The 25,045-nt window shown below is 42.0% G+C and carries 22 protein-coding genes and 1 riboswitch; all 22 genes read right to left on the bottom strand.

What is annotated here, in order from left to right:
• Positions 1-48: 48 nt before the first annotated feature.
• The 22 genes from Psfp_RS14575 to Psfp_RS21760 all read right to left on the bottom strand — a co-directional run bounded on the left by Psfp_RS14575 (position 49) and on the right by Psfp_RS21760 (position 24,874).
• Positions 49-1,104: a mannose-1-phosphate guanylyltransferase gene (locus Psfp_RS14575; protein WP_282434348.1), complete on the bottom strand. Its 1,056-nt coding sequence runs from the start codon at positions 1,102-1,104 to the stop codon at positions 49-51.
• 76 nt (positions 1,105-1,180) lie between these two features.
• Positions 1,181-1,702, bottom strand: coding sequence for a metal-dependent hydrolase (locus Psfp_RS14570; RefSeq protein ID WP_134219272.1), 522 nt, complete (start codon positions 1,700-1,702; stop codon positions 1,181-1,183).
• Positions 1,702-2,991, bottom strand: a complete 1,290-nt coding sequence (locus Psfp_RS14565; protein WP_282434345.1) for a lipopolysaccharide biosynthesis protein — start codon at positions 2,989-2,991, stop codon at positions 1,702-1,704. Before Psfp_RS14565 ends, Psfp_RS14570 begins: the two co-directional genes overlap by 1 nt.
• A gap of 173 nt (positions 2,992-3,164) precedes the next feature.
• Positions 3,165-4,823 carry a hypothetical protein gene (locus Psfp_RS14560; protein WP_192895443.1) on the bottom strand — a complete coding sequence of 553 codons (1,659 nt, stop codon included), beginning with the start codon at positions 4,821-4,823 and terminating at the stop codon, positions 3,165-3,167.
• Between the two features lie 282 nt (positions 4,824-5,105).
• Positions 5,106-6,317: a polysaccharide pyruvyl transferase family protein gene (locus Psfp_RS14555; protein ID WP_243120676.1), complete on the bottom strand. Its 1,212-nt coding sequence runs from the start codon at positions 6,315-6,317 to the stop codon at positions 5,106-5,108.
• A 74-nt stretch (positions 6,318-6,391) separates the two neighbouring features.
• On the bottom strand, positions 6,392-7,384 hold the full coding sequence (locus Psfp_RS14550; RefSeq protein WP_134219268.1) for an NAD(P)-dependent oxidoreductase: 993 nt from the start codon (positions 7,382-7,384) through the stop codon (positions 6,392-6,394).
• Between the two features lie 21 nt (positions 7,385-7,405).
• The gene (locus Psfp_RS14545) at positions 7,406-8,572 is read right to left on the bottom strand and encodes a radical SAM protein (protein ID WP_192895442.1); all 1,167 of its coding nucleotides are present in this window, start codon (positions 8,570-8,572) and stop codon (positions 7,406-7,408) included.
• A 16-nt stretch (positions 8,573-8,588) separates the two neighbouring features.
• A complete protein-coding gene (locus Psfp_RS14540; protein WP_134219266.1) occupies positions 8,589-9,770 on the bottom strand; it encodes a glycosyltransferase family 4 protein in 1,182 nt (393 codons plus the stop codon).
• A gap of 29 nt (positions 9,771-9,799) precedes the next feature.
• The gene (locus Psfp_RS14535) at positions 9,800-10,528 is read right to left on the bottom strand and encodes a glycosyltransferase family 2 protein (protein ID WP_134219265.1); all 729 of its coding nucleotides are present in this window, start codon (positions 10,526-10,528) and stop codon (positions 9,800-9,802) included.
• Positions 10,529-11,163: 635 nt separating this feature from the next.
• Positions 11,164-11,757, bottom strand: a complete 594-nt coding sequence (locus Psfp_RS14530) for an ATP-binding protein (protein ID WP_282434347.1) — start codon at positions 11,755-11,757, stop codon at positions 11,164-11,166.
• A 268-nt stretch (positions 11,758-12,025) separates the two neighbouring features.
• Positions 12,026-13,213, bottom strand: a complete 1,188-nt coding sequence (locus tag Psfp_RS21765; RefSeq protein ID WP_192895440.1) for a DUF881 domain-containing protein — start codon at positions 13,211-13,213, stop codon at positions 12,026-12,028.
• A 171-nt stretch (positions 13,214-13,384) separates the two neighbouring features.
• Positions 13,385-14,590, bottom strand: a complete 1,206-nt coding sequence (locus Psfp_RS14520) for an NAD(P)/FAD-dependent oxidoreductase (RefSeq protein WP_134219263.1) — start codon at positions 14,588-14,590, stop codon at positions 13,385-13,387.
• Positions 14,591-14,770: 180 nt separating this feature from the next.
• Positions 14,771-15,811, bottom strand: coding sequence for a hypothetical protein (locus Psfp_RS14515; protein ID WP_134219262.1), 1,041 nt, complete (start codon positions 15,809-15,811; stop codon positions 14,771-14,773).
• Between the two features lie 400 nt (positions 15,812-16,211).
• Positions 16,212-16,979 carry a LytTR family DNA-binding domain-containing protein gene (locus Psfp_RS14510; protein WP_134219261.1) on the bottom strand — a complete coding sequence of 256 codons (768 nt, stop codon included), beginning with the start codon at positions 16,977-16,979 and terminating at the stop codon, positions 16,212-16,214.
• Between the two features lie 18 nt (positions 16,980-16,997).
• Positions 16,998-17,105 carry a cyclic lactone autoinducer peptide gene (locus Psfp_RS14505; protein ID WP_282434346.1) on the bottom strand — a complete coding sequence of 36 codons (108 nt, stop codon included), beginning with the start codon at positions 17,103-17,105 and terminating at the stop codon, positions 16,998-17,000.
• A 7-nt stretch (positions 17,106-17,112) separates the two neighbouring features.
• On the bottom strand, positions 17,113-17,772 hold the full coding sequence (locus tag Psfp_RS14500; RefSeq protein ID WP_134219259.1) for an accessory gene regulator B family protein: 660 nt from the start codon (positions 17,770-17,772) through the stop codon (positions 17,113-17,115).
• A 10-nt stretch (positions 17,773-17,782) separates the two neighbouring features.
• A complete protein-coding gene (locus tag Psfp_RS14495) occupies positions 17,783-18,991 on the bottom strand; it encodes an ATP-binding protein (protein ID WP_243120670.1) in 1,209 nt (402 codons plus the stop codon).
• Between the two features lie 357 nt (positions 18,992-19,348).
• Positions 19,349-19,455, bottom strand: a riboswitch (cyclic di-GMP riboswitch).
• Positions 19,456-19,857: 402 nt separating this feature from the next.
• Complete coding sequence (locus tag Psfp_RS14490) at positions 19,858-20,592, bottom strand: type II CAAX endopeptidase family protein (protein WP_243120669.1); 735 nt, start codon at positions 20,590-20,592, stop codon at positions 19,858-19,860.
• A 70-nt stretch (positions 20,593-20,662) separates the two neighbouring features.
• The gene (locus Psfp_RS14485; protein WP_134219256.1) at positions 20,663-21,505 is read right to left on the bottom strand and encodes a DUF1616 domain-containing protein; all 843 of its coding nucleotides are present in this window, start codon (positions 21,503-21,505) and stop codon (positions 20,663-20,665) included.
• Between the two features lie 262 nt (positions 21,506-21,767).
• Positions 21,768-23,210: a S8 family serine peptidase gene (locus Psfp_RS14480; RefSeq protein ID WP_134219255.1), complete on the bottom strand. Its 1,443-nt coding sequence runs from the start codon at positions 23,208-23,210 to the stop codon at positions 21,768-21,770.
• Positions 23,211-23,350: 140 nt separating this feature from the next.
• On the bottom strand, positions 23,351-24,589 hold the full coding sequence (locus Psfp_RS14475; protein WP_205079584.1) for an LL-diaminopimelate aminotransferase: 1,239 nt from the start codon (positions 24,587-24,589) through the stop codon (positions 23,351-23,353).
• A gap of 54 nt (positions 24,590-24,643) precedes the next feature.
• Positions 24,644-24,874 carry a hypothetical protein gene (locus Psfp_RS21760; protein WP_192895439.1) on the bottom strand — a complete coding sequence of 77 codons (231 nt, stop codon included), beginning with the start codon at positions 24,872-24,874 and terminating at the stop codon, positions 24,644-24,646.
• Between the last annotated feature and the right edge of the window lie 171 nt (positions 24,875-25,045).

Raw genomic sequence — 25,045 nt, 5'->3', positions numbered from 1 at the left:
GATAGCCTCACTTTGGGGTGAGGTATGTCCCCAACTCAGTTTTTGGCATTACAGCACTTCATCCAAGCCTCGTTCCTTTAAAGCATGCACAACCTTTTTGATCTCCTGGGCCCGGTCTTTGTGGCATACCAGGAAGCTGTCGCGGTCGTTCACCACGATTAAACTCTCTACCCCTATGACACCAACCGTCTTGCCTGGGGAATAAATGAAGGTATCGCTTGTGTCCAGAAAGACGCCCCGGCCCTCAATGGCGTTTCCTCGCTCATCCTTTTCAGCGTAGCGCTCCAGTGCCGTCCAGGAGCCGATATCGTCCCAGCCGAAATCTCCCCGCATCACCAGGACTTTTTCCGTCTTTTCCAGAATACCGTAGTCCACCGAGATTTTAGGCAGCCCCGCGTAGACTTCTTCCAGTACGGCCAAGTATTGTTCCGTCCCCATAGCCTGTCCAATTTTGTCCAGACCCTGAGCCAGTTGCGGGGTATATTTTTCAATCAGTTGACGAATTAAATCCACCCGCCAGGTAAACATGCCGCTGTTCCACAGGTAATTTCCGGTTGAAAGAAGTCTTACAGCCTTCGCATAATCAGGCTTCTCCAGGAAACGGACAACCCGGTATGCCGGATTACCGGTAAATGTGTCGTATAACTCGCCCTGGAATATATACCCATACCCCGTTTCAGGCCTGTGGGGAGTGATACCCAACGTCACTATGTTTTCTCCCCGCCAGGCCGCCGCTACCGCACTTTTCATCACTTCCAGGAAGCGGTGGCTATCACCTATATAATGGTCAGCCGGTAGTACAATCATTACCTCCCGGGGGTCTTTGCGCTCCAAAACTAAAGCAGCCAGTCCGATAGCAGCTGCGGTATCCCGTCCGAAGGGCTCGACGATAATGTTTTCTTCCGGCAGTTGCGGCACCTGCTCCATGATGATATCTTTAAAATCCGAACCCGCCACTATATATGTGTCGGTTATGCCGACTAAGTCCTCCATCCGATCCACAGTTAGCTGAAGCATGGTCTTGTCACCGACAAGATTCAAGAACTGCTTAGGCGCTCTCATTCGGCTGCGAGGCCAAAACCTCTCTCCCCGTCCGCCGGCCATAATTACAGCAAAAGGCATAAATTGACACATCCTTTCTTTTGTTGACTTTGTGATACAGTTTTTTCTCTTCGGTTCACTATGAAACAGTATCAATCTTGCATATAACCAACTCTGCCACAAAGATTATGATAATTGTGCCGCCAAGTACTTCAGGTATATAGTACTTGGGATAGGTCAAAAGGTTTGCCCACAGCCGCAACCAGTTCTCAGGATCTCCTTTCGGAAAACTCCAACCGTTTACCGGCCACAGGAAGGTTTCGGGGGAGTACCACATGCCATCTAAAATACAATGGATAGTGCTGCCTCCGGCCACCACAAATAATCCTGGCCTCTTGTATTTAAAACATACAAATATACCTGGAATAAGTAGAAAAAGCAAAAATAACAAGGTATGACTGTATATACGCCCGTTTCCAAGCGTTTCCCTTAATATTAGTCCCCCGAGCGGCTTGTCAATAATGTCCGGCAGCAAGGAGCCCAAAAAAACAAGCCTGTAATCTATTAAGTCCGTAAATTCTTTCATCCCACGGCGACTCAAAACCTTTTCCAGCCCTTTGGTCAAGCCAAGAGTAATACCAACGTGCCCTAAAAGCAGCATTACAAATTCACCTCTACAGAAACGGTCGCACTGCTTTTTTCTTTCAGTACCTTCAATAACGGCCTGATGACGACTAAAGCGAGGACTGAATGGGCCAGTAAATAAGCCATTCCCAATCCGGGCAGACCAGCGCGGCTAAACCACCAGTAACCAACTCCAATGGCGACAATCGCTAAAAAACCAGTCTGGACAATTATAAGGTATACTTGCTTTCTTACCTGGTTCACTGTAATATAAAGCGTATTTACGCACTGAGGAATTATAGCGAGCGCTAAAAAACGAAATACCGGGGCGCCATTTTCCGCATATCCAGGGCCAAAGAAATGGAGCAACCAACCCGCCATAACTATCATAGCCACCACTGCCGGAACAGATAATGCCAGTGACAGATACAACACACTACGCCCGTCGCGACCCATTTTATGTGGATTGTGGGAACCTTCAGCCAGTAGAGACTGCGATACGCCATTCGGGATTACCACCAATACCATCGTCATCATCCAAACAATGTAAAAATATGCGCTGTATTCCGGACCAAGCACATTTAACACCATCAGCGGGTAAATAAACTGCGGAGACTGGTTAAGCATATTTGCCATATAGTTGGCAAATGAATAGGGCAGCACTTTCTGCATTATTTCTTTTGCTACTACCGGCCGCGGCAAATATCCTTTATATACGTTAGGTAGAAATAATAACCAAGCAGTTAACACTGCAACGGCAAAGCTTACTCCATTACCTGCAAAGATTCCAAAACCTTCAAGGTGGGCAAAAATAAAAATTGAAAGAAGGATCTTAAGTATAGAGGCAAGTGTGTTTTTCAACAAAACATACTTAGTTGCTCTGCCCGCTATTAATGAACCATCAGTTAAACCGGACAATGTATTAGTTATGGTAAATATCAAGAACATCAATAGAAGCAAAGTGTCTTCCTGAATAAATCCAAGCGCAGGAGACCATATTTTTATACCAACAAGGTAAATTAATCCTCCAATCAAGGATAATAAACCAGCTAAAGTGAAAGCAGCATTAATCAAAAGTGCCGCATTTTCTCTGCTTTCTGGAACAAACCGGATTAAACCGATTTTCAACCCCATTTCGGCAAGGACACCGATAAGACTTGACGCTGCGATCAGCGAAGCGCCTATACCTACCTGTGAAGGCGTAAAAAACCGGGCTATAATAGTCCAAAAGGCAAAGCCGAGCAAACAAGTCGTAATATTATTCAGCATAAGATAAATGGCGTTATTGTAAAGAGGCGTATTTCTCCACTTGAAGTATAAATCCAAGAAAATGCGAGAATCCGTCAAGTTGGTCCGGCGAACATGATTTGTCAGATGAATCAATCCTTTAAAAAATATCGAGATTAGGGCACTTTACGTAAAACATTTACCTGGTTCATCAACTCTTTGCACGATCCTTAACCCCAATAAGAATCCATCTATTGCGAGCCCCTGGGATTTTAGTTAATCTTAAAGTTCATGATTTCTTTGTTGTCATATACTTTAATCATTCTCCGATCTTCGTTAAATTTACCAAAGGTCTCTTTTGTTACCACTACTGGATTAGTAGCCCTTGGTTTGCCAACTCTGGCGGAATAAAAATCCTCGTTACGAAGAATAAGCCAGCTATAAGAGTCTAGACCCTCAAGATTGCCTTTAAAGATTTGAACCGTACTCTCAGTATCATGATAGACGTTAAACTGTTGACTTCCAAACAGTTCAAATGATGTCCAATCACCAACAACTTTGTTTTTTAATGGAACATTATTTTTAAACCAAGATGCAGCTATATACTCCTCAGGTAAAAAATACTCTCTGTATTTTCCATATTCATACTCTGGAGCGAAAGAGTTATTATACAAATAAGGTGGTATTAGAAATAACTGAAAAGCTACAAAAAGTATATATATATATTTGATCGGCTTTTTAAATTTGACTATAGCAGCAGTAGCACTTATTATTAAAAACGGATAACCAAAAAGAATAAATCTTGAAAACTCTATCCTTGGCATTAAATATGTAGACATGTAGCTTATTGTTACAATTAATCCACCCCACACCAAGAAAATAATGTCTGTAATACTCTTATTCCCTTTACCTTTAATTATTGAGTACAGTACAGATATAGAAATAAGCAGTACAAACAGAATGTTTCCATAAGAACCAAGCATCATTCTTGCGCTTGCAGTAAAGTAATGATTCAAACTGTAACTGCCATACGAACTATATAACAAATCCTTTTGCAAAATCTCTAACACCTTAAACGTAAACCCACCAATGTATATCCAATATGCAAGGATGCTTGTTGTAATGAATAAAAAACTAGTATTGCTTGATTGTATTAATTTATTATCATGAAAATCTTTTTTATACTCGATGAGAAAATTTGTATTGATAAGCTTAGTAAGGAAATATTTGCCAATTATCAAAAATAACGAGAATAATATTAATATAAAACAGGTTAAATGATGAGAAAATGCTACTGCTACTATAGCAACAATAAATATTATTTTTGTGGATAAATCTTGACGTTTACTAAGAATATAAATAATCATGATGAAAAACATAAAAGCTATTGTCTCTCTTATAAAGAGCGAGTGAAAAAATGTATGCCAAAAGAGAGAGCAAAATGCCAATGTCCCCAGTAGCGCAGCCACCGTATCTTTGTATGAATTTTTTATAATCAAATAGAAAAAAATTGTTGTTAAAGATGTAATAACGACAGGAAGATATTTTGCAACAACTATTGAATCCATTAGAGCTATTTCAGAAACTATAATAGTTAAGATATGCAATAAAGGCCATTCTGCAAGATTTCGTGTTCTCTCAACAACGGAAGCAGCACTTGGCAGGGGCCAACCATATTCCGAAATAGCCTTTACAACAGAATAATCCCAATGCGGGTCATGACTGAATAGACCATCATGAGGCATAGCATACATCAACAATAATCCCATAGACATGATAACAACTTCAAACAATACTATAACTTCTGCTACATGCGTTCCATCAAACTTAATTATCTGGTAAAATAAAGCAATTATTAGAACTATAACTATGGCCCAAAAATATTCTATGTTGACATTAATTCCCTTCTTAAGTAATAATAAATAATCCAAATATAATATATACGATATAAAAAACGATATTATTGCTAAAATATTAGAGTATTTCATTTTAAACATAACTTTAATTCCCTAACTCCGAAGAAATAATTTAATATTATTTTATTTAACTTTCTGATAAAATCAATTTTTAGAGCTTTATACATAATTGAATGCAAAAGGAATACCAATAACTAAATGCATATCTTCAAATTCTCCTTTTATTATTTTTAATTAATGATTATCATCCAATTCATTTATCTTTACTCATGAGTTTGCTATTTCCTGGTTAACTAATCACGAGTTTTGAAACAACAACCTAATATTTTCCCGCTCAATATCTTTAAGTGCCATGATGTTGTTAGTTAATTGTTTTTTTATACTGTCCCTGTTATTCATTACATTTTCTATGGTATCAACAACCTGATCAAAATGAATTTCATGGTTGAGATCTTTTACGTTAAAATTATACTTCTCTAACTTTAATGCTTTCATATAACGTTCAACCTTGGATTCATAGGAAAAAGAAATTACCGGCACTCCCATTGATGTGGAAAAAATGATGGAATGCAAGGGAAATCCTATAACTAGATCCATCTTGCCGAATAGGGCCTTATAGGCACCCGCTGTCAGGTTGTTATCAACAACTTTTGCCTTTATACCCCATTTCATTTTTTTTATGATATCTTTGCACATGAGATCATCATTATATGACATGAAACCGCTAAACATGGGTACAAACAAGATTTCAGCATTATACTTATCAACCAGATAGTCGCCTATGTTGGCAATGTTTTGTTGAAATGCCGCTATCTTGCCATCAAAATTTTCAGGCGTTAGTTTCATTCTCTCTCTTAACTTGATAGGGATAATGTTGCAGACACGGTCAGAAAATTTGTTCAAGGGCATTAACAGCTGTCTGGGAACAACAGCCACTAAAGGCATGCCGTTTTTTACCACGCCAATCGTTGCAAGATAACTTTCTATCTCTTCTTTGGAGACAGGTTCCAAATTAATCACCGGGTCGGCAGTGCATTGTAAACTTTTTGGTTTGCACATAGCCAGCAAGGACTCTTTGGATTTAATATCCCGCACGCTTACGATCGTGTTGCTGAAAATCATGCGTGTCAAAATTTTTCCAAGCTGAGAAATCTCATGCTGTTCACCAATTCCAATACCATATCCCATGATCTTTTTTCTGAGTAACTTTACCAAAAAAGCGGCATGAAGCATAAACGGGGTATATAAAGCGGAACCCCTGTCAACTACAACTTCACCGCCTGCAAACACAAACACGTCACAACGCAACAACTCGGAAAGGATCTTTTTCAAATTAAGAGGCCTGTATTTGACCCCGCAGACTTCAAACTCCCGTAATACCACATCCGGGTCGCTGGAAAAAACAATGATTTTAACATCCCTGCCGGAGTCCTTAATAGTATTGATAATAGAAGACAGCAATGCCCTGTCGCCAATATTGGGGGACCTGGCATCTATGATATAGTTCATGTTCCACAGAATGATTCTTGTTTGTTTCTTAGCATTCATTATTTATTCCATAACCCCTAAGGCCAGTGAGATTTTTAAATCAGTTTGCGCTCGCGATACCAGTTTATTGCCTTTTCAACACCCTGCTCCAGACCGACTTCCGGATTAAAACCAAAGTCATGTTTAGACCGCTGGATATTATAGCACTGATGCCCACCCAAAAAATCGACTCTAAACCTTGTAAGAACCGGCTCAATATTTAATAATTTTGCTAATATTTCATTTGATATTGCTGTAAATCTTGCGAAAACATAGGGAAATGCCGGTGTTAAAACCTTAGCTCCCAGTAACTTTGAATTTATTTGAATATACTTTTTGAAAGTAGTGACCTCTTCACCAGACAAGACATATAGCTGCCCGCATACAGTATTGCGATTGTTGATAACAAGGATGATTCCTTGGATCAAGTCTTCAATATATAACGGTTGAAAAAAGGATGTTCCCCCTCCTATTAACGGAAACAAGTGAATATTTTGCAGTATTTTGAGTAAAGGTACTGTGTTTAAATCACCGGGACCATAGATATGAGACGGGCGTATAATTGTCGCAGGGAAACCCTCTTTTATTTTTTCTGAAATATATTGTTCTGCCAGATACTTTGTTTTTTCATAAGGGTACCGTGGACTGCAGGGGTGTGTTTCATCAGCGGGAATTTTTTTTAATGTGCCAAACACCCCCGCGGTGCTGATATATAAAAAGTGCTGCACGCCCGCCACTCTTGACTCTTCCACCAATAACTTCGTACCATTATAATTCACATCAATATAATCTTCCTGCTTTGCCCGCCAGGAGCCTAATTGCGCCGCAAGGTGGACAACCACATCGACTCCCTGAACGGCCTTCTTGATGGAATCCCTGTCCTTTTTCAAATCGCCCTGAATGGAGGCAACTTTTTTACTCCATGCAATATTTTGGTACTGTTCGATCGGCTTTCTGGTTAACACTCTTACCCCGCAACCACGGTTCAACAGCTCTTCTACCAGCCTGGTCCCAACAAAACCAGTGGCTCCCGTAACCAAAACTTCCATTGACAAAACCTCATTAATATATTATTTCTTGCCCATCCTTGCTCCAAGATAATTGCCTATTACTCCCATCATTGCCTTTGGAGTAAGTGTCATGTTTGTGTAGTGAACATTGGCCATTGGGCAGTAACAGTCTCCTTTAAACACCTGGGCCCTTACCCTGGTCGCCTTTTCAGAGTACCAGAGCTTGTTAAAGTCCAGGTCTACATCCCTGAGATTGCCCATATCCGCCTGATAGGCTAAAATGCAACATGGCCAGACATCCCCCCAGGGTGATATCTGCGCTGAGACACGACCCGCATAGCAGGGTATGATTCTTCTTTTTTCTCTCATTTCCGTGATTACATAATCATAATATTTCAGCCTGAAAGCCTGAATAAGACCTGTCAATCCTTTATTATGAAGCAGGCTTTCCCTGAGCTCATGCTGTAAAGGTCGTATTGTTTTTTCATAGAGGTCAATCGCAGGGGTGATATAATCTGTGACATTAAGTAATTCTTCCCTGTTTTCGGCAATCTCGCAAATATAGGAGTCCGGAACTAAATGATTCTTAACATAGTCAAACAACTCCAATATATTCTCCACATTAAATCTTGAAACAACGCTGTGAACTCCAAGTTCGAAGGATTGCGGATAGGTTTTCTTCAGTTCTTTTAAAGCGCCAAAAGTCTCCAGGCACCTCGTGAAGTTTCCGGGTATGCCCCGTATTTCGTCATGCTCTTCACCAATCCCGTCGAGTGACAAGTTTACAATCAAGGTAGTATTCGATGGAAGAATGTTTAAAATACGCTCAGTTTCCCTGACGATCCGTTTGCACAGAAGACCATTGGTAGGAATAATCAGGACCTTTGGAGCCGAATTTTTGATAATCGACCTGGCAATCTCAACAATATCTTTCCTCAGGAAAGGCTCTCCTCCACTCAGGGTATACCAGATCACAGAACGTCCAATACTCTTAAAAATCTTGTCATATTCATCAAGGGTAAGTTCTTTACTGGGCTGATCATTCCTGGGGTCCTTCCAGATATTGCAGGTCTTGCACTTACTGTTGCATTTTTGAGTAATGCTGACCGTGAGGCTTAACGGCCGGGTTCGCGGAAGGCCCAACAAACTTTGGCTCTTATAACCTAACAGACGGTGGCCTACTTCCGATACAAAACTGATTTTTAACATCTCTTTGAGTCCTTTCAATTATGTCAATTGCCTTTTAGTTTACATGCTGATGCTTGTTCATTTTTCCGATGATGTCCTCATATTTTTTAACGATGTCCATCCAGGAAACGCCTGTGAACCGGCAGATCTGAACTCCGTTCACGACCCAACTGTCATAAGCCTCCCGAAGCCTGTCACACAAAGCGTCTGCATCTCCCGCTGGAAAGAAACTCGCCCCGCCGTACCCCTCAAGACACTCAACCATAGTATCAAGATCAGCTGTAATCAGCGGTTTACCCTGTGCCACCGCAATATTTAATACCCCACTGCCGCAGCTTCGCAAGTAAGGCAATACCACCACATCGGCAGCGGTAAAGAGCTTCGGAACAGTTTCATCAGGGATAAATTCCGGTTTAAAGATAATCCTGTCTTTGTAAGGCGTATTATCCAAAACCTGTAACAGTTCCGTATCGTCACCCCAGTTTTCGCCGGCAATGACCAGATGCATATTATGAGCCAATTCCGGGGGGATATTATTAAATGCCTTCACTAACAGCGATACCCCCTTGTATTGACGGATCATCCCAAAATAAAGAATGGTAAAACCATTTAAATTCATTTCTTCTCTGGCAAGTTTCCTGTCCAATGTTCCATACATATTGTAAGGGCCATGAGGAACGACAACGATTTTTTCCCCTGCTAACTTATAAGTTTTAATAATGGCTTGTCTGGCCTCCTCAGAGTGGGCCGTGTAACCGTCACATGCACTGATTAGCGCTTTTCCTCCAACCTTGGAATAAACCCGGATCGGAAATATTTTTTCCTCCAATGTATCAACCACTTCATGCATTTCAAGAATAAGCTTGGGTTTAGTACCATTCATACGCCTACAACACATAGCTAAAAAAAGCTGCATATGTACGACAGAGGATGTCCACCAATGCATTATAATCGCATCGGGTTTTTGCTCTGATAGGAACCGGTGAGCTTCTACCCAGGATGCGGGAGCATTCCAGTCCATACCGTTATAAACCTCTATATCAGGATGGAAATCTATCGTATATTCTCCTTTACCGACGCGATTGCGGCCCGGGTACAAAAACAAGGGCACAAGATTTTGCAATAAAATAACAGAAACCTTATGCCCTTGTTCTGCAAAGGCGTTTGCCATAACAATCGTATAAGCGGAGATACCACTGAAAAACTTTTTGGAAGAACCCACTACACATATTCTCATAAATGTTCCCCTCTAGTAAAAAACCAATCTCAGACAGGCAAACCTGGTTTTTTAATACGCCGGAATACTAATGGAAAAAATTTTAAAATAGTTGTAAAAATCCTATAGCCGTCTTTTAAACCATTTAGTTTTGCTTTGCCAATCCTGTCCCTGTACTTTATATGAATATCCTTGATTCTCAGTCCCATTCTGGCAGCCTTGATACATATCTCTGATTCTATCCCAAACCCTTTTGATTCCAGGTTCATACTCTTGAGGTAGGCCTTTTTTATTCCATATAAACCTGTTAGGGGATCATATCCCTGAAAACCATATATGTATCGAATACTGTTTCTAAACAAAGCATTGCCAATTCTATTAAAAACTGGGATATTTTCATGCCCGGTTTTACGTGAGGCCAAAGCCATATCATAGATTTCCAAAGCTTTTGCTATTTCCAAAATCCCTTCAGGCGGGTAAGTATTGTCAGCATCAATAAATATAACGTTTTCTCCCCCGGCTTCTTTGATTCCGGTTTTCATGGCAGCGCCTTTACCAGAGTTGTGCTCGTGAGAAATAACTCGGCAGGGAAACCTTTGAGCCACCTCTCTGGTTCTGTCTGTAGAACCGTCGTCCACAACAATTATTTCAAAACTTTCACTGATCAATTTAAAGACATCATTTAGAACAACTGGTAATCCTTCTTCTTCGTTGTAAGCAGGTATTATCAAGCTATATTTTATATCGCTGGAAAAAATTTCTACTTCTTTGTTATTCACCAAACCCACTCTCCCTAAAAAAAATCAATTACAACTAGTGGAATCTCGAATGAATTTAAGATATCATGGAATATTTATTAAATCTTAACTAATAACAATATTTCACCAAATTACTATCAACTACCGGGAATAGGTGTCCTGAAGAATACTATTTAGAGCAGGCATGGTGGTTTGCGTATGCTTACTTTGGGTGTTAGTTGTTGCAAGCGCCCTTGGTTTGTCTCAACAACACTTTTAACCGCTTGAAGCCATTAGATTCACCTGCCAGACAAATTTCGATATATTAGTATATCTAAAGTTAGCAATATTACAGATGATTGTCTATGTTTATCGTCTAAAAATAGCAATATCTTGTCTAATTCTTACATTATCTTGTGTGAATTTACAATAACTAAAAGAACAATATGAGAGTTGATTTCGAACCCTTCTATTGTTCATGAAACTTTGGCGTCTGGAACTTCTTTAATTCCCTCATCTTATTTAATGCGTAATATAGATATAGAAAGTAAAGTTGTTAAAAGAGTGTTTAAATGTTACTTATTGATCTGAATCATCTTTAACTTTTTACATAAGGATTATTAAAATCTCTCCTAAAGAAATATTCTTCTATAAACTTTTTCCTTTTTAGAGTTCTTTTATCGGTAGTTGAAGCCGGTAAACACCAGTAAATGACTGTGGTGAATCAGTCGCTCTGTGGTTATCGCAGTCATTTTCTCATCATAGAAGATGCTGTTCCAACGGCTGAATTCCAGGTTTGTAATGATAATAACGCTACGTTTCTCGTAACAATCAGAGATTACCTGAAAGAGTAGCTGAGCGCCTTCCTTTTCTAATGGGGTGTAACCCCACTCATCACAAATAAGAAGGTCCGCCTTCTCTAACCGCTTTAAAAACTCTTGCAGTTCACCCTGGGCCTTTGCATTTATTAGTTGATTAACAAGAGCGGCTGTTTTGAAGAAGTATACTTTTTTTCCTTGATTACGGGCTTTCACACCAATGGCAGTGGCCAAGTCACTTTTGCTTGTGTCTATAGCTCCGTAAAGGATTAGGTTTTCTTTTCTGGCTAAAAATCTAGCGTTAGTAATGTCCTTCACTGTGATGGATGGCGGTATCTGAATGTTGTCAAAATTATAACGCTCAAAGGTTTTGACAACCTCAAAGTTGGCCGCCCGTAGTAAACGCCTTTTCCTTACTACCCGGTTTTCCATCTCCTTTTTTAATCGTTCCAGTAAAAATACTTTGCCTATCTTTAATTTATTACAATATAGCTCAATTATTGACTCTATTTTGCTTACCCCTTTCAGCAGGAGGTTCCGCCCCTGAGTTGTGCTAAAATTAGCAATCTTGGAGATGACTGTCTAGATTTTTTGTCTAAAAGCAACTTAATCGTGACTAAATTTTGCAAATTATTGTCTCGAGTGCTTAACTAAAGGTAATTGAATAGTTAACTCTAAGAAGCCTTCAATTGTCTTAGGGACTTTGGTATTTGTCAATTCTTCACTGGACAGGTTTGGCATATTCAAATTTTACAGTGCCGGTAAAGGACGGTATCGTTAGTTTGTCCTTTACCTTCACCTTAACTGATACACCAGATTTTTTTAGATATTCAACAAGACCCTCTTTTATTTCCAACCTGCTTTTGAGTGCGCTGGCATTGCCGATGGCGGCAATAAGGTAAGGAGGTGAGAGAGGGATTGCGTTTACGTTGATATGATTGCCGGCAAGACGTATCTCGCTGGTTGCCAGGAGGCGCTGATCGTTTATGGCAATGGCTTCGGCGCCTGCGTTACGCAGGTCGTTGACAATTTTCAAAAGATCTTCGTCCGTGATACTTTTACAGTCATAAACAGAGCCGGAAACAGCTTGCCCGGAGAAGCTTTCTACAGAGATTTCCACCCCCGGCCCGGATAATGGGACTATACCAGCATATTGTTTTATTTTGGCAATTTCCAGCACATCATTAGCCTCATTTTGTCTGATACCAGTATTATCTGGTGCAGCGAAAAGATCCGTATAGGCAGGGATCGTGATCTGCGACAACTTTTTTATTAAGACCTGGACGCCATAAAATTGCAGGATTTCAGCTACCCCGCCCTTCATCTTCAAAGAGCTTTCCATCGTTTCCGGGTTGCCAATGGCAGTTATTACAAATGGAGGGGTAAGCGGTTTTTTATTCACCCTGATGGTGGGTCCACTGCAGTTGATTTCGGTAGTGGCTATAAGACGCTGGCCGTTTACCGAGATCGCTTCGGCTCCGGCTGCCTTCAACTCGTTCACTACTTTCAAGATATCTTCATCATGCACAACGTACAGGTTAGGGTTGTCACCAGGTTCCAGCGAGATACTGCTATCTTTTAAGGTTACTTCCACGCCGTTGCCAGTAAGCTCGGTAACACCGGCAAGAATCTCCGCGCTGCCCATGCTCTCTTTCGCTTGTGGCACAAGGGGACCTGCGGACAGCCTGTCTAGTTGCGCGCTTATCCTGGACACCTCCGCCTGCAACGCATCGCACTCCTTCTTGGTCGTGGCAACCTGGCTAGATAATTCCTCTGTTCTCCGTATACCCTCACTCTGCATGTTTCTGGCAACACGCAACTGCAAGGCCAATGTTACTCCGAGTATAAGGAGTATAAGGAGTATAAGGATTATAAGGACCAGCGCCCACTGGATATTCTTAAGTTTCATTCCGCTCACTCCTGCTAAAGAATATCTCCTACACAAAACGGATTGCCGCAAAAAATAATTCTACGGACCACACCTGGGATATAATGTAAATTTACCAGATATAAAACAAAACGGCACCGCATAAACAGTGCCTTTTGCATATCTTATATTATACATACCACTCTACTTTTTCTATGCACGAGCTGCTGAGCAGTAGTTCAGTATCTTTTTAAACCCTGCCATAAAAAATTTCTCTGCCCAGGGTCTGGCAAAGGATAGTTTGCCTGCCAACCTCGATGGATAGTCGACATCACCGTATCTGGATATTACACTCTGCCATAAGGGATGGCTGAAGAACCGGATTAATTGGTCCATTTCCTTGTCGGACATAGTAAGGAAAATATTTCTGTGCCTGAGGGCTATCTGTATTTCGTCCGCCATCTCCCTCTCCCATAGCCATTGATACTCTGAAAGGAACTCTGGCGATAGATTTCCTTTTGAGAGTGCCTTAGTTGCCACTTTGGCGCAGATTTCCGCACCCAGCAACCCAAGATACAGCCCTCCCCCCGATATGGGTTTGGTCTGGCAGGCAGCGTCCCCCACCAGCAAGGTTCTCTCGCCATACATTCTGGGAAGCAAACCAATGGGAACAACGCCACCCGTGGCGCGGACAATTTTCATACCCTTAAAAATTCCAGGATAGGTCTCCACGATCCTGTTAAAGTAAGATATTGGGTGCTTGCCCTTCCCGCTTACACCGATCCCTACCCTTGCGTATTTTTCGTCCACCGGTATAACCCATCCGAACCAACCCGGTGCGATTTCCCTACCCAGGAAGATGTGAACCATATCTTTTTCCAGGCACTTTAGCTCCACTTCGGCTGCATACATACGGATCACATCCTCAGCTTGCGGAGCATTGATCCGGCGGGCAACATGGGATTTGGACCCGTCGGCCCCGATCAGCAAACGGGTTTTTGCTATAGACTCTCCACCACGAGATTTTAATTTTACGCTGGCCCCACCGGAAAAAAATTCGCCTATACTAGCCCTAATCCCGGTCAGAATTTCCGCGCCGGCACACTGAGCTCTTTCCGACAACTTACGGTCAAATTCCGACCGATCGATTACAAAAGCGTATCCACCTTGGTCTCTGATCGTTAGTACTTCTCCGCCCGGAGAGTGGACAAAAGCGCCGTTGATTTGGTTGATGATGATGCCAACCGGCATAACTGCGGTTTGCAACGTTCTCAGACTGATGAGCCCCGCACACTGTATGGGCTCGCCAATTTTCCGGTGTTCCTCGGCTACCAGCACCTTATAACCCTTTTCAGCAATAAGTCGTGCTGTCTCAGAGCCAGCCGGGCCTCCACCAATCACAATGACGTCATAATTCATACAGACAGTTCCTTTCAACACCGGCTTTTTAAAGGACGTTTTATACTTTGACAAACACGAGGGATACAAACACTATCGATAACGGGATGATACCAGCATTCAAGATCTTATCTAGTACGTCAGCAGGATAACTTCCGGAGCGGATGAATTCCCCGCAGCCGGCAAGTCTAAGAAGATAGGCTATTTGATGGAACCGCCGCCACCTCCGGTTACATGGACAGTCCCCTGGTAGACCCAATCAGTATCAGGGTTATTCAAATATGCCTGGAGCTTTGTTTTGCCCTTGGTCACCGCTGTCAAAGTTTTTGTTGAATCATTCACTGTTGCAGCACTGATATCATCTACTTTCCAGTGTAAAACATATCCGGCCAGGGGGAAGCCAAAAATCGACAGCTTTAATGGCAACGTGTTACCGGCTTTCATATTAATGTTATGATCCCACTGTTTCTCGTCTTTCAGGAAGTGAGTTTCTGACCGGACGTATGCTTTCATGAGAGCAATCTCACCGGCATAGCCAGGATCCACTTGGGCGCTGACAAGGTCCTTGGCATCAGTCAGTTTGTCGATGCTCCATCCTAAAGCGCCGAGTTTGTTCTCGAAGAGACTGTATTGACCGGTTGCAGCTTTTGTCAAGGCATCCCGGAGCCATCCTTTCACGCTATTACGTATCTGCCTGTAGTCTCCGGAGGCAAGTGCAATTAAACCTGAAACGTCATTAGTGATAACGTTTGGGACCTCCTCTTTGGCAGCCTGTAAATAGTCATACAGGTAGTCGATGGTGAAGTCGCTTCCGAACAGCGCTGTGACCGTAGAAGCATGTTTTTTCTTAAATTTCTCCATATTTTTTCTTAGATCGCCTTTATTGGCGGAATATTGGACAGCAGCAAGATCGCACACAAAATCAATTATTTTGTTCTTGGCCGCGACCTCTCCGCCCAGCCTGGTCATTACTTGGTCAGTCAGTAATATGGCGAAAACATCCGGCCATGGCGCACTATTAGGATCCCTGTTCAGATTGGCGAGCTTTACCTGAGCAGCAGCCACATCATTCTTGCCGCCAGCATCCAGGACCAGTTGATCGTAAACCTTTTCCAATTGTTTTCCCACATCGTTAACGGTGCCGGCCTGGGCCGTTGGCAACGCCAGGGTGAAAGTTACGCTGAAAACCATGAGTGTGCATAGCATTAACGCAGTTACTTGTTTTCTCAGAATCATTCTCATCTTTTACCTCCTTATTAATTTAATTAACTCTTGTGATAATGATTTCGATAAAAACAGTTGATATAAACGAAAATAGTTTTAATTTAATAAAAAATACTATTGCACCAGCAGGTAAGCTTTACTTTTTACATATATATGATTTTGAGATTAGACGGTGGTTCGTATAGTCTGAATTCGGAGGAGCATTATCGTAAGCTTCCTTGGCTTCCTCACAAACCATTTTTATTGGCCGGACCCATTGGATTACCCTCCTATTACATATATTAGCTAGTCTAAAGTTAGCAATATTAAAATTGATTGTCCATATTTATTGTCTAAAAATAGCAAAACCTTGTCTAATTCTTACAATACCTTGTTTATACACCAATTGACAAAAAAAGAAGGGTCCGCGTAGAACCCTTCAACTGCTCTTTGGAAGTTTGGCATTTGTCAATTCTTCAAGTTCTTTAAATTTTTCAACTGTTATTAACGGTCTTTGCTTTGTGTTTTCCATAACCATTTCATAGCTGCTTCTTCCGGTTGGAATAAGCTCCTTCACCATCTTTAAATTTACAATGAACCCGCTATGGCTTCTGAAGAATGGGTATCCTGCCAACTTCTCTTCAAGAACAGAGAGTTTATCGTTTGTTTGAACTTGACCGCCGACAAAATAGATCTTGGACTTACGGCTTTCCTTGGTGACGTAGATGATATCATCAAGGTTCAAATAAACAAGTCTGTTGTCATTTCTAAAAAATTGTTTCCTGCTTACATCTTTATTAAAATTCTTTAAGTTAGACCTTGGCCTGCCAGCGACTTTTCCGGACAGAACCAGTTTGATCCTTTCCATTGTCTGCCGAACCCGGTTCAGTTTAAAAGGCTTGACGAGGTAATCAAAAGCATAGACATCAAAGGCTTCCCCTCTGAATTCGCTGGAAGCTGTGGCAAATACAATAAAGGTCCGGGGGTTGATATCGAATGTTTCCTGGGCCAGTTCAACACCATTTTTCCCCGGAAGATCGATATCTACAAAAACTACTTGAGGCGATAATTCTTCAATCAGCTTTGATGCCTCCAGCCCATCCCCGGCCTCACCAATAACTCTTACATCTTCAACTTCTTCAACTACTTTTCTGATCACATGACGCATGTCCGGGTCATCTTCAGCAATCAAGACAGTTATTTTCATGTGAAATTTCCCCGTCCTTTATTCAGACTTTGCAGGGGGAGCAGGCTGGTATAACCAAAAGAAACTAGCCGGCTTAACTCCGGCGGCGGCGACTAACAGGGCAACCATAACGATAGGTGTAAACATTAATTTTTTAATAGCCCGCATCATGAGCTGAGCACCTCCTTTCCTTAAAAAATCCTGCCAAAAGGCTATCTAATTGGTGGACCGCCTTGTAGCCTGGTGGAGAAAAACTTACTGTCTGGGTAATGACGGCAATAAGACCTGCCAAGGCAAGAGATGAGTTGAAATGGTGGACAACAATAATACTTGCCCCTAGCCATAAACTAAGATAGATTAGTGAAAGAATTTTAAACATGACTCTTTTGGATATATCTCTAATATTCTTAAAAGGTACTTCCCCCGGCACCCAGGCAATAACGCAAAGGGAAGATAGTAAATATCCGGCTAGCAGCGAATATACCAGGAAATCTGTTGATAAATAACGCTTCAGGGAGAAACCTAGTTCTCCAGCTCCAAGATAAATCAAAACGCCCAGAGTAAGGCACCTCCAATACCCGCTGCAGTGGGCTCCGCCGCTGAGGAGCCGGTAAAGAGCCCCGGAAACCATTGCAAATGTCACTTCGGGAAGTATTCCAAGAAAGTGGGCCAGACTGATAAGGGTAACCCCTTTTATGAAAGTGCCAAAAATAATTTCCAGGCCAAAGCGTAGAGTATCGATTTTACCAGCATCCAGCGCCAGTTCCTTAGACAGGTAGTTTGCAGCTCCTCCGGCCAGATGGTTTAGATTCATTCAACACACCTCATTTTTTGATAGGTATTGCAACGGTAAAGGTCGTTTTTTCAGTGTCGCTGCTTATTTCGATGCTGCCCCTGTGTTTGGTTACGATATCTTTAACAATTGGCAAGCCCAAACCTGAGTGAGCCTTTTTTGTGGTAAAATTGGGTTTGAAAATAGTAGGTCTCATTTCGGGGGCGATAGGGTTCCCTGTATTGCTAATACTAATTACGTATGCCCCCTGTTCACGGGTTAATTTCACATTTACCTGCCTTAATCCACCTGTTTTATCTTCCACTGCCTCAAGAGCGTTATCAATCAAATTTCCAAGCAAGGAGCTTGCTTCATGAGGAGTTAAAGGTATTTCTATAAGGCTACATTCAATGCTTATTTCCATTTCTATGCTTCTGGCTTCGGCCATACCTATCTTCGTGTAGAGAAGGGCGCTGATCGTAAAATTATCAGTTCTGATCAATTCCACGTTTTTGGATATGTCACCGAATACTCTGCCAATATAATCCCGTGCTAGATCATAGGAGCCGCTTTCCAGCAGTCCGTAAATGGTCTGCAACTGATGGTGGAAATCATGTCTCTGCTTTCTGGAAGAGTCAATCAATTGTTTGATCTGTTTTAAATTTTCCTCCGCTCTCTTAGCCTCGTATTCCTTTTCCACATACTGTCCGATTTTTTTGACGGCTACCGTGGATAGTACCGTCAAAACACTAATGAATATTCCAATGAGCCCGGTAAAAATATTAATGTGCTCTTCAGAAAATATATTCAATCTGAAAGCATTAAAAGAGCTGTTTAAAATAACCAGCAGAAGCACGGGCAGGAGAACAACCACAAAGACAAGAAGATTTTGTTTGTTTATTATGTCTTCCTTTAAATAATGTTGAAATTCCTTTTTTGATAGCCGACCTGAACGACCATATTCTTGAGAATAACCGATTAAAGAGATATTAAAAATTTTACAGGCTGCTATAAATATCAGCATGACCAGTGCCTGAGGGAGGAAGAAAAAAATTCTTATATAAGTATGATTCAAAACATCAAGCAATGAAAAACCTGTAATATGCAACATGAATGGTATCGTTACCGTTTCCACTGAACCGTAAAAGATCAGTCCAAGTAAAGATATAAGTAAAATTATCCTGTATGGCAGATGGGTAACCAGACGAATATTCAGTATGTATAAAAATATTTCAAGAATTGAGTGCAGCCCGAAAGGCACCGGCAAGAGCCGGATGATATAAGAAAAACCCGCCTGTAAGGCCCCTATTATAAGTAAATCGCGCCACCAGGGCCTGAGTCCTACCAGTAGAAATCCCAGGATCGCCACCAGGATCGCTTCAGGAAACGAAACCATTAACAGTGAAAAGAGAGTCATCGTGTCCAAAGGGCTACCTCTTTCATTTATTTATTTAAAAAGGAGCCGGCTCCTGCCCACCATGTCTAGAAGCTACATTATCTTGTCTAAAAGTTACATTTTCTTGTCTGGATTTGCATACAACATATTTAGCGAAAAAAAAACCGCTTCCGGATCGCCGGCAACGGAATTTTGCTATTAAAGAAATTAGCAGCTTTTCCCTTCAGCGGCCCGGCGATCATGGCCCCGGCGCTTTTTCTAAAATAATGCGCGGCTTTAGACCCGTAGCTTTGTGCCCCTACCTTTCGGCAAGTTTACCTTTTTGAATTTAGGAGAATATTTATATTTCCAACATGCAAATCATGAAAATCATACTAATTATTTCCAGAGCAAATTAACTATTCTAATTATATTAATTTTATACGCTCCTATCATTTGGTTTTGAGGGTCGCAAGAAAAATTTTTTTTCCCTCTCTCTCACCTATTGAATTTGCTTTCTTTACTATAAAAACCTTACATGGAAAAAATAAAGCGTTATCCAATAATTTAAGTTTATAAAATTGAGGCTTATCCTAAAGTTAAAGGAGAAGCCATAGTAAGAGGTGTCAACAAGCGGCAGCTTTAACCTCTTACTATGGCTTTCATCCAGATGGCATCTTGATTTGGGGCTGCAAAAAAAGACAGTAAAAAAAATACTTGAGTCATTTGAACTTTTTCTCCATGAAACTTTTTTATCTTAAAAGGTATGGCCAAATGATGTATAAACCGATATTCGTTAATCCGTGAGCCAGGGAGACCCCCAAAAGGGATCTAAAAAAGCCGACGATCATGGAAAAAAGAAGCGCAACGGCAAAAACGAAAACCAGGTCCACGGGTGAACGGTGGGTGATGTGCAGCACCCCGAATATGAAACTGAAATAGATTATGCTGTACCACCTGCCCAATGTCTCCACAGCCGTACGATACATAACCCCGCGAAAGATAAATTCTTCCAAAAACCCGGTACTGACAAGCAGGATCAGCGCCGGAAGCCATACATACTGCAAAGTAAACTCCGGTACCAGAGGAGCGGGTTTTAAAATCAGGTATTCCATCAGTCCCAGCGGCACACCAAGGAAAGCCACCAGCAACTGAAGGGGTAAGTTGCCTACGGTCAACCCGACCTCCCTTGGCTTGAATCCGGCAAACCTCATCACGTATGCCGCGGCGGCAAAGAGCGGAAGACTGATGATCAGGTACCAGTACATGGGCGGAACGCCAATTAACGGCATGGACAGGCTCATGATCCGGATCAATGGAGCCAGGGATAGTGCTAAATAGACCAGGTTTATGGTCTGGTTATAGGCCAGGGAAGCATGTACAAGCAAGGCCACCAGCAAAACCACATGCCAGGCGATTCCGTACAGCGGGTTGTAGTAGGCTGTGACAATCTCCGCGGCAGTGACGGCGAGCGCATACAACCACATAAAAAAATGATCCTTATTGGAAACATTGCCTCTGAAAACAGGAACCCATCTTTGGATGTGTACTTGAAATCTACTCATGGACGTTCACCCACAAATACAGGGAGCGATAGGGGGCGCTCTCCCCGTCTTTAAATAATAAAAACTCTACCTTCAGATTCTCATGGGGCTCATCAACACTGAAGCTAACGGGCTCTTCATTTTCCTCCTCATGGTTTAATTGAAAAGGGCCGAGTCGTGTCTTTACATAACCGTCCATTCTTACCTCAGCTGTATAGGAGACCGGACGGTATTCGTGGTTAACAGTTCCCAGGATAACCTCCTTCTCCTCACCTGTTTTTATATCCCGGGGGTAAAACTCTGCCTTCCCGCCGGAGCCTAAAATGTAAAATTCCGTGAACTGATCACCAACTTTTGGTATGGTTGTGACATAATAAAAGCTTCCTACTGCAAAAATAATAGTTCCCACCAGTGCCCCCGAGAGAATTTTGTCCATCCGTGAAAGGTTGCCCCATTTAGTTGCTTCTACGTTTAAAGAAACCATAAAACGTTTTTCAAAAGAAAGTTTATTTCTTCTGTGGATTGCGATAACGGACAGCAGGAACGTAACAATCCAAAGCGTCAACAATATGGGATAAAGCCTTATCCCCCATGGAGTATAGTTAAGGATAAGACCCAGAAGCGGTACCACGGCTATACTTAGACCGAAGCTCAAGGCAATCCGTTCAATGCAGTTAAGATCGTCTCTAGCTGGAAACAAGGCTGCTATTAAGGTATACCCGGGGAAAAACAGTACAAAAGACAATCCCAAAACAACCCGCACAGTTCCACTCATATCCAAAACAATAAATACCGCAAGGATAACAGAAAGAAATAGTATTATAAAGGGAAACTCGTTTTTTACCTCTATTCTCAAAAACAATTCAACCCCTTTAATGCAACTAAAGCAAAAAGATGGCAGTAGATTTTAAGTTAGCAATATTAAAGCTGATTGTCTATATTTATTGTCTAAAAATAGCAGAATCGCGTCTAGCTATTACAAAATCTTGTCTGGATTTAGCATGAACTAAAAATGAAGAAGGGTTCCCTTAGAACCCCTCTCTTCTACCCTTTTTAAATTTGGCATTTCTTCTGGATGGACATAAGCAGCGTCTTGCACGCCCTGGGCAATAAGGAATTTAATCTGTCAAAGCTTTAACTGCATTCAAGCGACCACTTCCAAAATAAGACTGTTCCTTACCGCTTACTGGTTCGATGCTCTTTTTATAGAGCATTTCTGCTACCTTGCCAGGCCCAATTTGACCATATTTGTCAATAATTAAGGCAGCAACAGCCGCAACTTTAGGCACTGCCATAGATGTACCTGCGTTATAGGAATAATCTCCATGATTATCCGTGCTTAAACAAAACTCACTTTTATAAAGCTCCTTCTCATAGTATTCATCAAGCTTGCCATTCTGTTGGTACTCAAGAAACCCGGATATATTACCACCCGGGGCAGCTAGATCAATAAAGCCTGGTCCAAAATTAGAGTATAAAGCTAATGTATCGTCAGGCCCTGTTGCGGATACTGTCACTACACCAGGAACCGTTCCGGGCACTTCAAATCCTGCCCCCACAAAATTTAAACCATAGCTACCATATATGGAGTTCAGGTAGTCAGTCACATTTCCTTTCGCTGTTAAATTCATACCTTCATTACCAGCTGCTACAACCACTAAACTACCTTTATTTATTGCATACCGGATAGCTTTTTTATAAGCTAAGAAATCAGCAATATCATTTCCTAATGCAACCTTCTTCCCGGTTAAAGGGTCGATGCAAAAGGCTTGACCTATTAGATCAAAACCACTTTGGCTCAGAGAAATAACATCGACCCCATCATTTGCTGCAGCCACAATAGCGGCAGCAATCCAGGCTGTCTCAGCCATGGATTCTCCAAATACACGATAAGCACGGATTCCTGTGTCCGGTGCTACACCTAACATCTTCCCATGTGCTGCAATGGTTCCAGCGATGTGGCTGCCATGGCCCATTCTATCATCATATTCACCGGTATTACCTGTTTCATATGGTTCCGTATTCCTGTAGCCACCTGCGGGGACAAAGTTCTTTGAGCCCGGTAACAGGTTTGCAACCAAATCAGGGTGTTCACGAGCAATGCCGCTGTCAATAATCCCTACTACAACATTATGGGAACCGGTTCCCAAATGATAACTTGCACCATTTTGAGTAACACGTTTAATATCCCATTCAAGATCCCATAAGGAAGACTGATCTGTATCTAGAGTTAAATCACTTTTCAATCCGTTTTTTTTAACTTCAGGCATGGACCAAGAAACTGAAGGGTTAACTAAGTTTACTGAAGAAAAGCTCTTTAACTCTGAAAACATTTCACTATTTCCTTTTACCTGTGCAAATCCTATTTCAGGAACAGTATATGTAATTTCCCCTCCATAAGATGCCAGTTTCGCGCTAAAATCACTAGGAATCTTATTTTCATTAAATAGTACAGAAAAGTAGCAAGTACTTTCTTGAACCGCAGCTTGAGACATGTTAGGTAAAAAAATCATTCCAAATACAAAAGCCACCAACACAAACAAGGTAGTTATGCTTTTCACTCAATATCCTCCTTTTTAAAGCTTCAAGCATCGATTAAATACTACCGAGAGTAATTTTCTACAAGAAATCTCCATCTCTTTCGTTATAAAAAATAATAAAGTACCGAATATAAAGTTTCGGACCATTAATAAGATCGAGATTAAAACTCGAACTCCACATCTAAAAACCTTTCTCTTATCTCGTCAATAACCCTTTTCTCTTCCTCGATACCGTTTGCTATAAAGGTTACTGAGAAGCGGACATAACTGCCGGCGTCATCCCAAGGGACGGTTGAGATAAGTTTTTCGGTGATAAGGTACTGCGAAAAGTCTTCGGCGTTATCGAACCTTCTGCCACCCTTTATGCCTTTGGGTGCTTTTACATAAAGATAAAATGATCCTTTTGGCTTTCTGGCATTAAATCCAACTTCATTCAATGCTGATACCAACATATTATGCCTTCTGGAGTACTTCTCGCTGATTTTTTCTGTAATCTCGGGGTGCTCCAGGGCGTAAATCCCAGCTTTCTGTATAGCGGCGAACTGGCCAGAGTCGTTGTTGTCCTTTACGGCGCCAAATCCTTTTATAATCAACTCGTTCCCGGCGACCGCCGCCAGCCTCCAGCCGGTCATGTTGAACGCCTTGGACAAGGAGAACAGTTCAACCCCCACATCCCTGGCCCCTTCAACCGACAGGAAAGACAGAGGTTTCTCCCCGTCGAACGCCAACCCGGCGTAAGCGGCGTCATGAACTATTATGATGTTTTTTTCCTTGGCAAACCGCACTACCTTTTCGAAAAACTCTCTGGTTGCGCTTGCCCCGGTAGGGTTGTTGGGATAATTCAGGTACAACAGTTTGGCCCTTCTACAGGTTTCCTCATCGAGAGACTCTATATCGGGTAGAAACTCGTTCTCCGGCGTTATCGGAAGGTTGACCACCTGGCCGCCAAACCACCTGGTCAGGGTTCCCAGCACCGGGTAATTGGGCACCGGCATTATGGTAATGTCACCGGGGTTTATAAACACCGCCGGGAGCATCGCCAGCACCGGCTTTGAACCGATACCGTGTATTATTTCCGTTTCGGGATTCAAACCTTTTACGCCGTAGACCTTCTCGATGTATTTGGCCGCCGCTACTTTAAACTCCTGGATCCCGTTATCGGAATATCCCCGGTTCTCGGGCCTTGCGGCCTCTTCGGTCAGTTTGCCCACAATTCCCACATCAGCCATTTCATCGGGTTCCCCTACCCCCAAATCGATTATTTCCACACCTGGATGAGCTTTTCTGGCTGCATCTTTAGCACGTTTAATCTTTTCGAACTTGTAAATAACCGTATCCTTACCGAAGTTCGAGCCCCCGATCCTTTCAGCAAACATTTCCTGAATAAAACTTTCCGACACGACTTATCCCCCTCGTATAATAGTATTAGAACCACCGGACAACCAAAATTCCAATTAAGGGAAATATGGGTAATCCAGATAGGTTCGGGAACCGGTTCCCAAAGTACGGGTGCCGAGACCAACAAAATCATTAGCCGATTTCACAGCGGGTACGGTAACGGTACCAGTCAGTCGCGCGACTCCTGTATTGTGGAAGTGGCTATTATAGTAGTTGGGCAACAGCACCTGAAATATGGTGGTGATACCTAAAGTAATTAAATTACCTATACAATATCCACAATCCAAGCCCTGGACGCCGTGGTGCGAATGGGCAGTCAAGCCCTCTTTACTGGGTATGGGTTGTTATGATGATAATAGCTTTTATGCCGGCCCCCCAGGTCACTGTTTAGCAGCTACCTTGGCCGGGCCGGTTTTCTGTTACCTTTTTTAGTGCATTGTTTTTCAAAATAATGATAA

It is taken from the genome of Pelotomaculum sp. FP (assembly GCF_004369245.1).
Lineage (GTDB): Bacteria > Bacillota > Desulfotomaculia > Desulfotomaculales > Pelotomaculaceae > Pelotomaculum_C > Pelotomaculum_C schinkii.
Note: the sequence above shows the minus strand (reverse complement) of the source record. Positions and strands in the feature narration are given on the sequence as shown.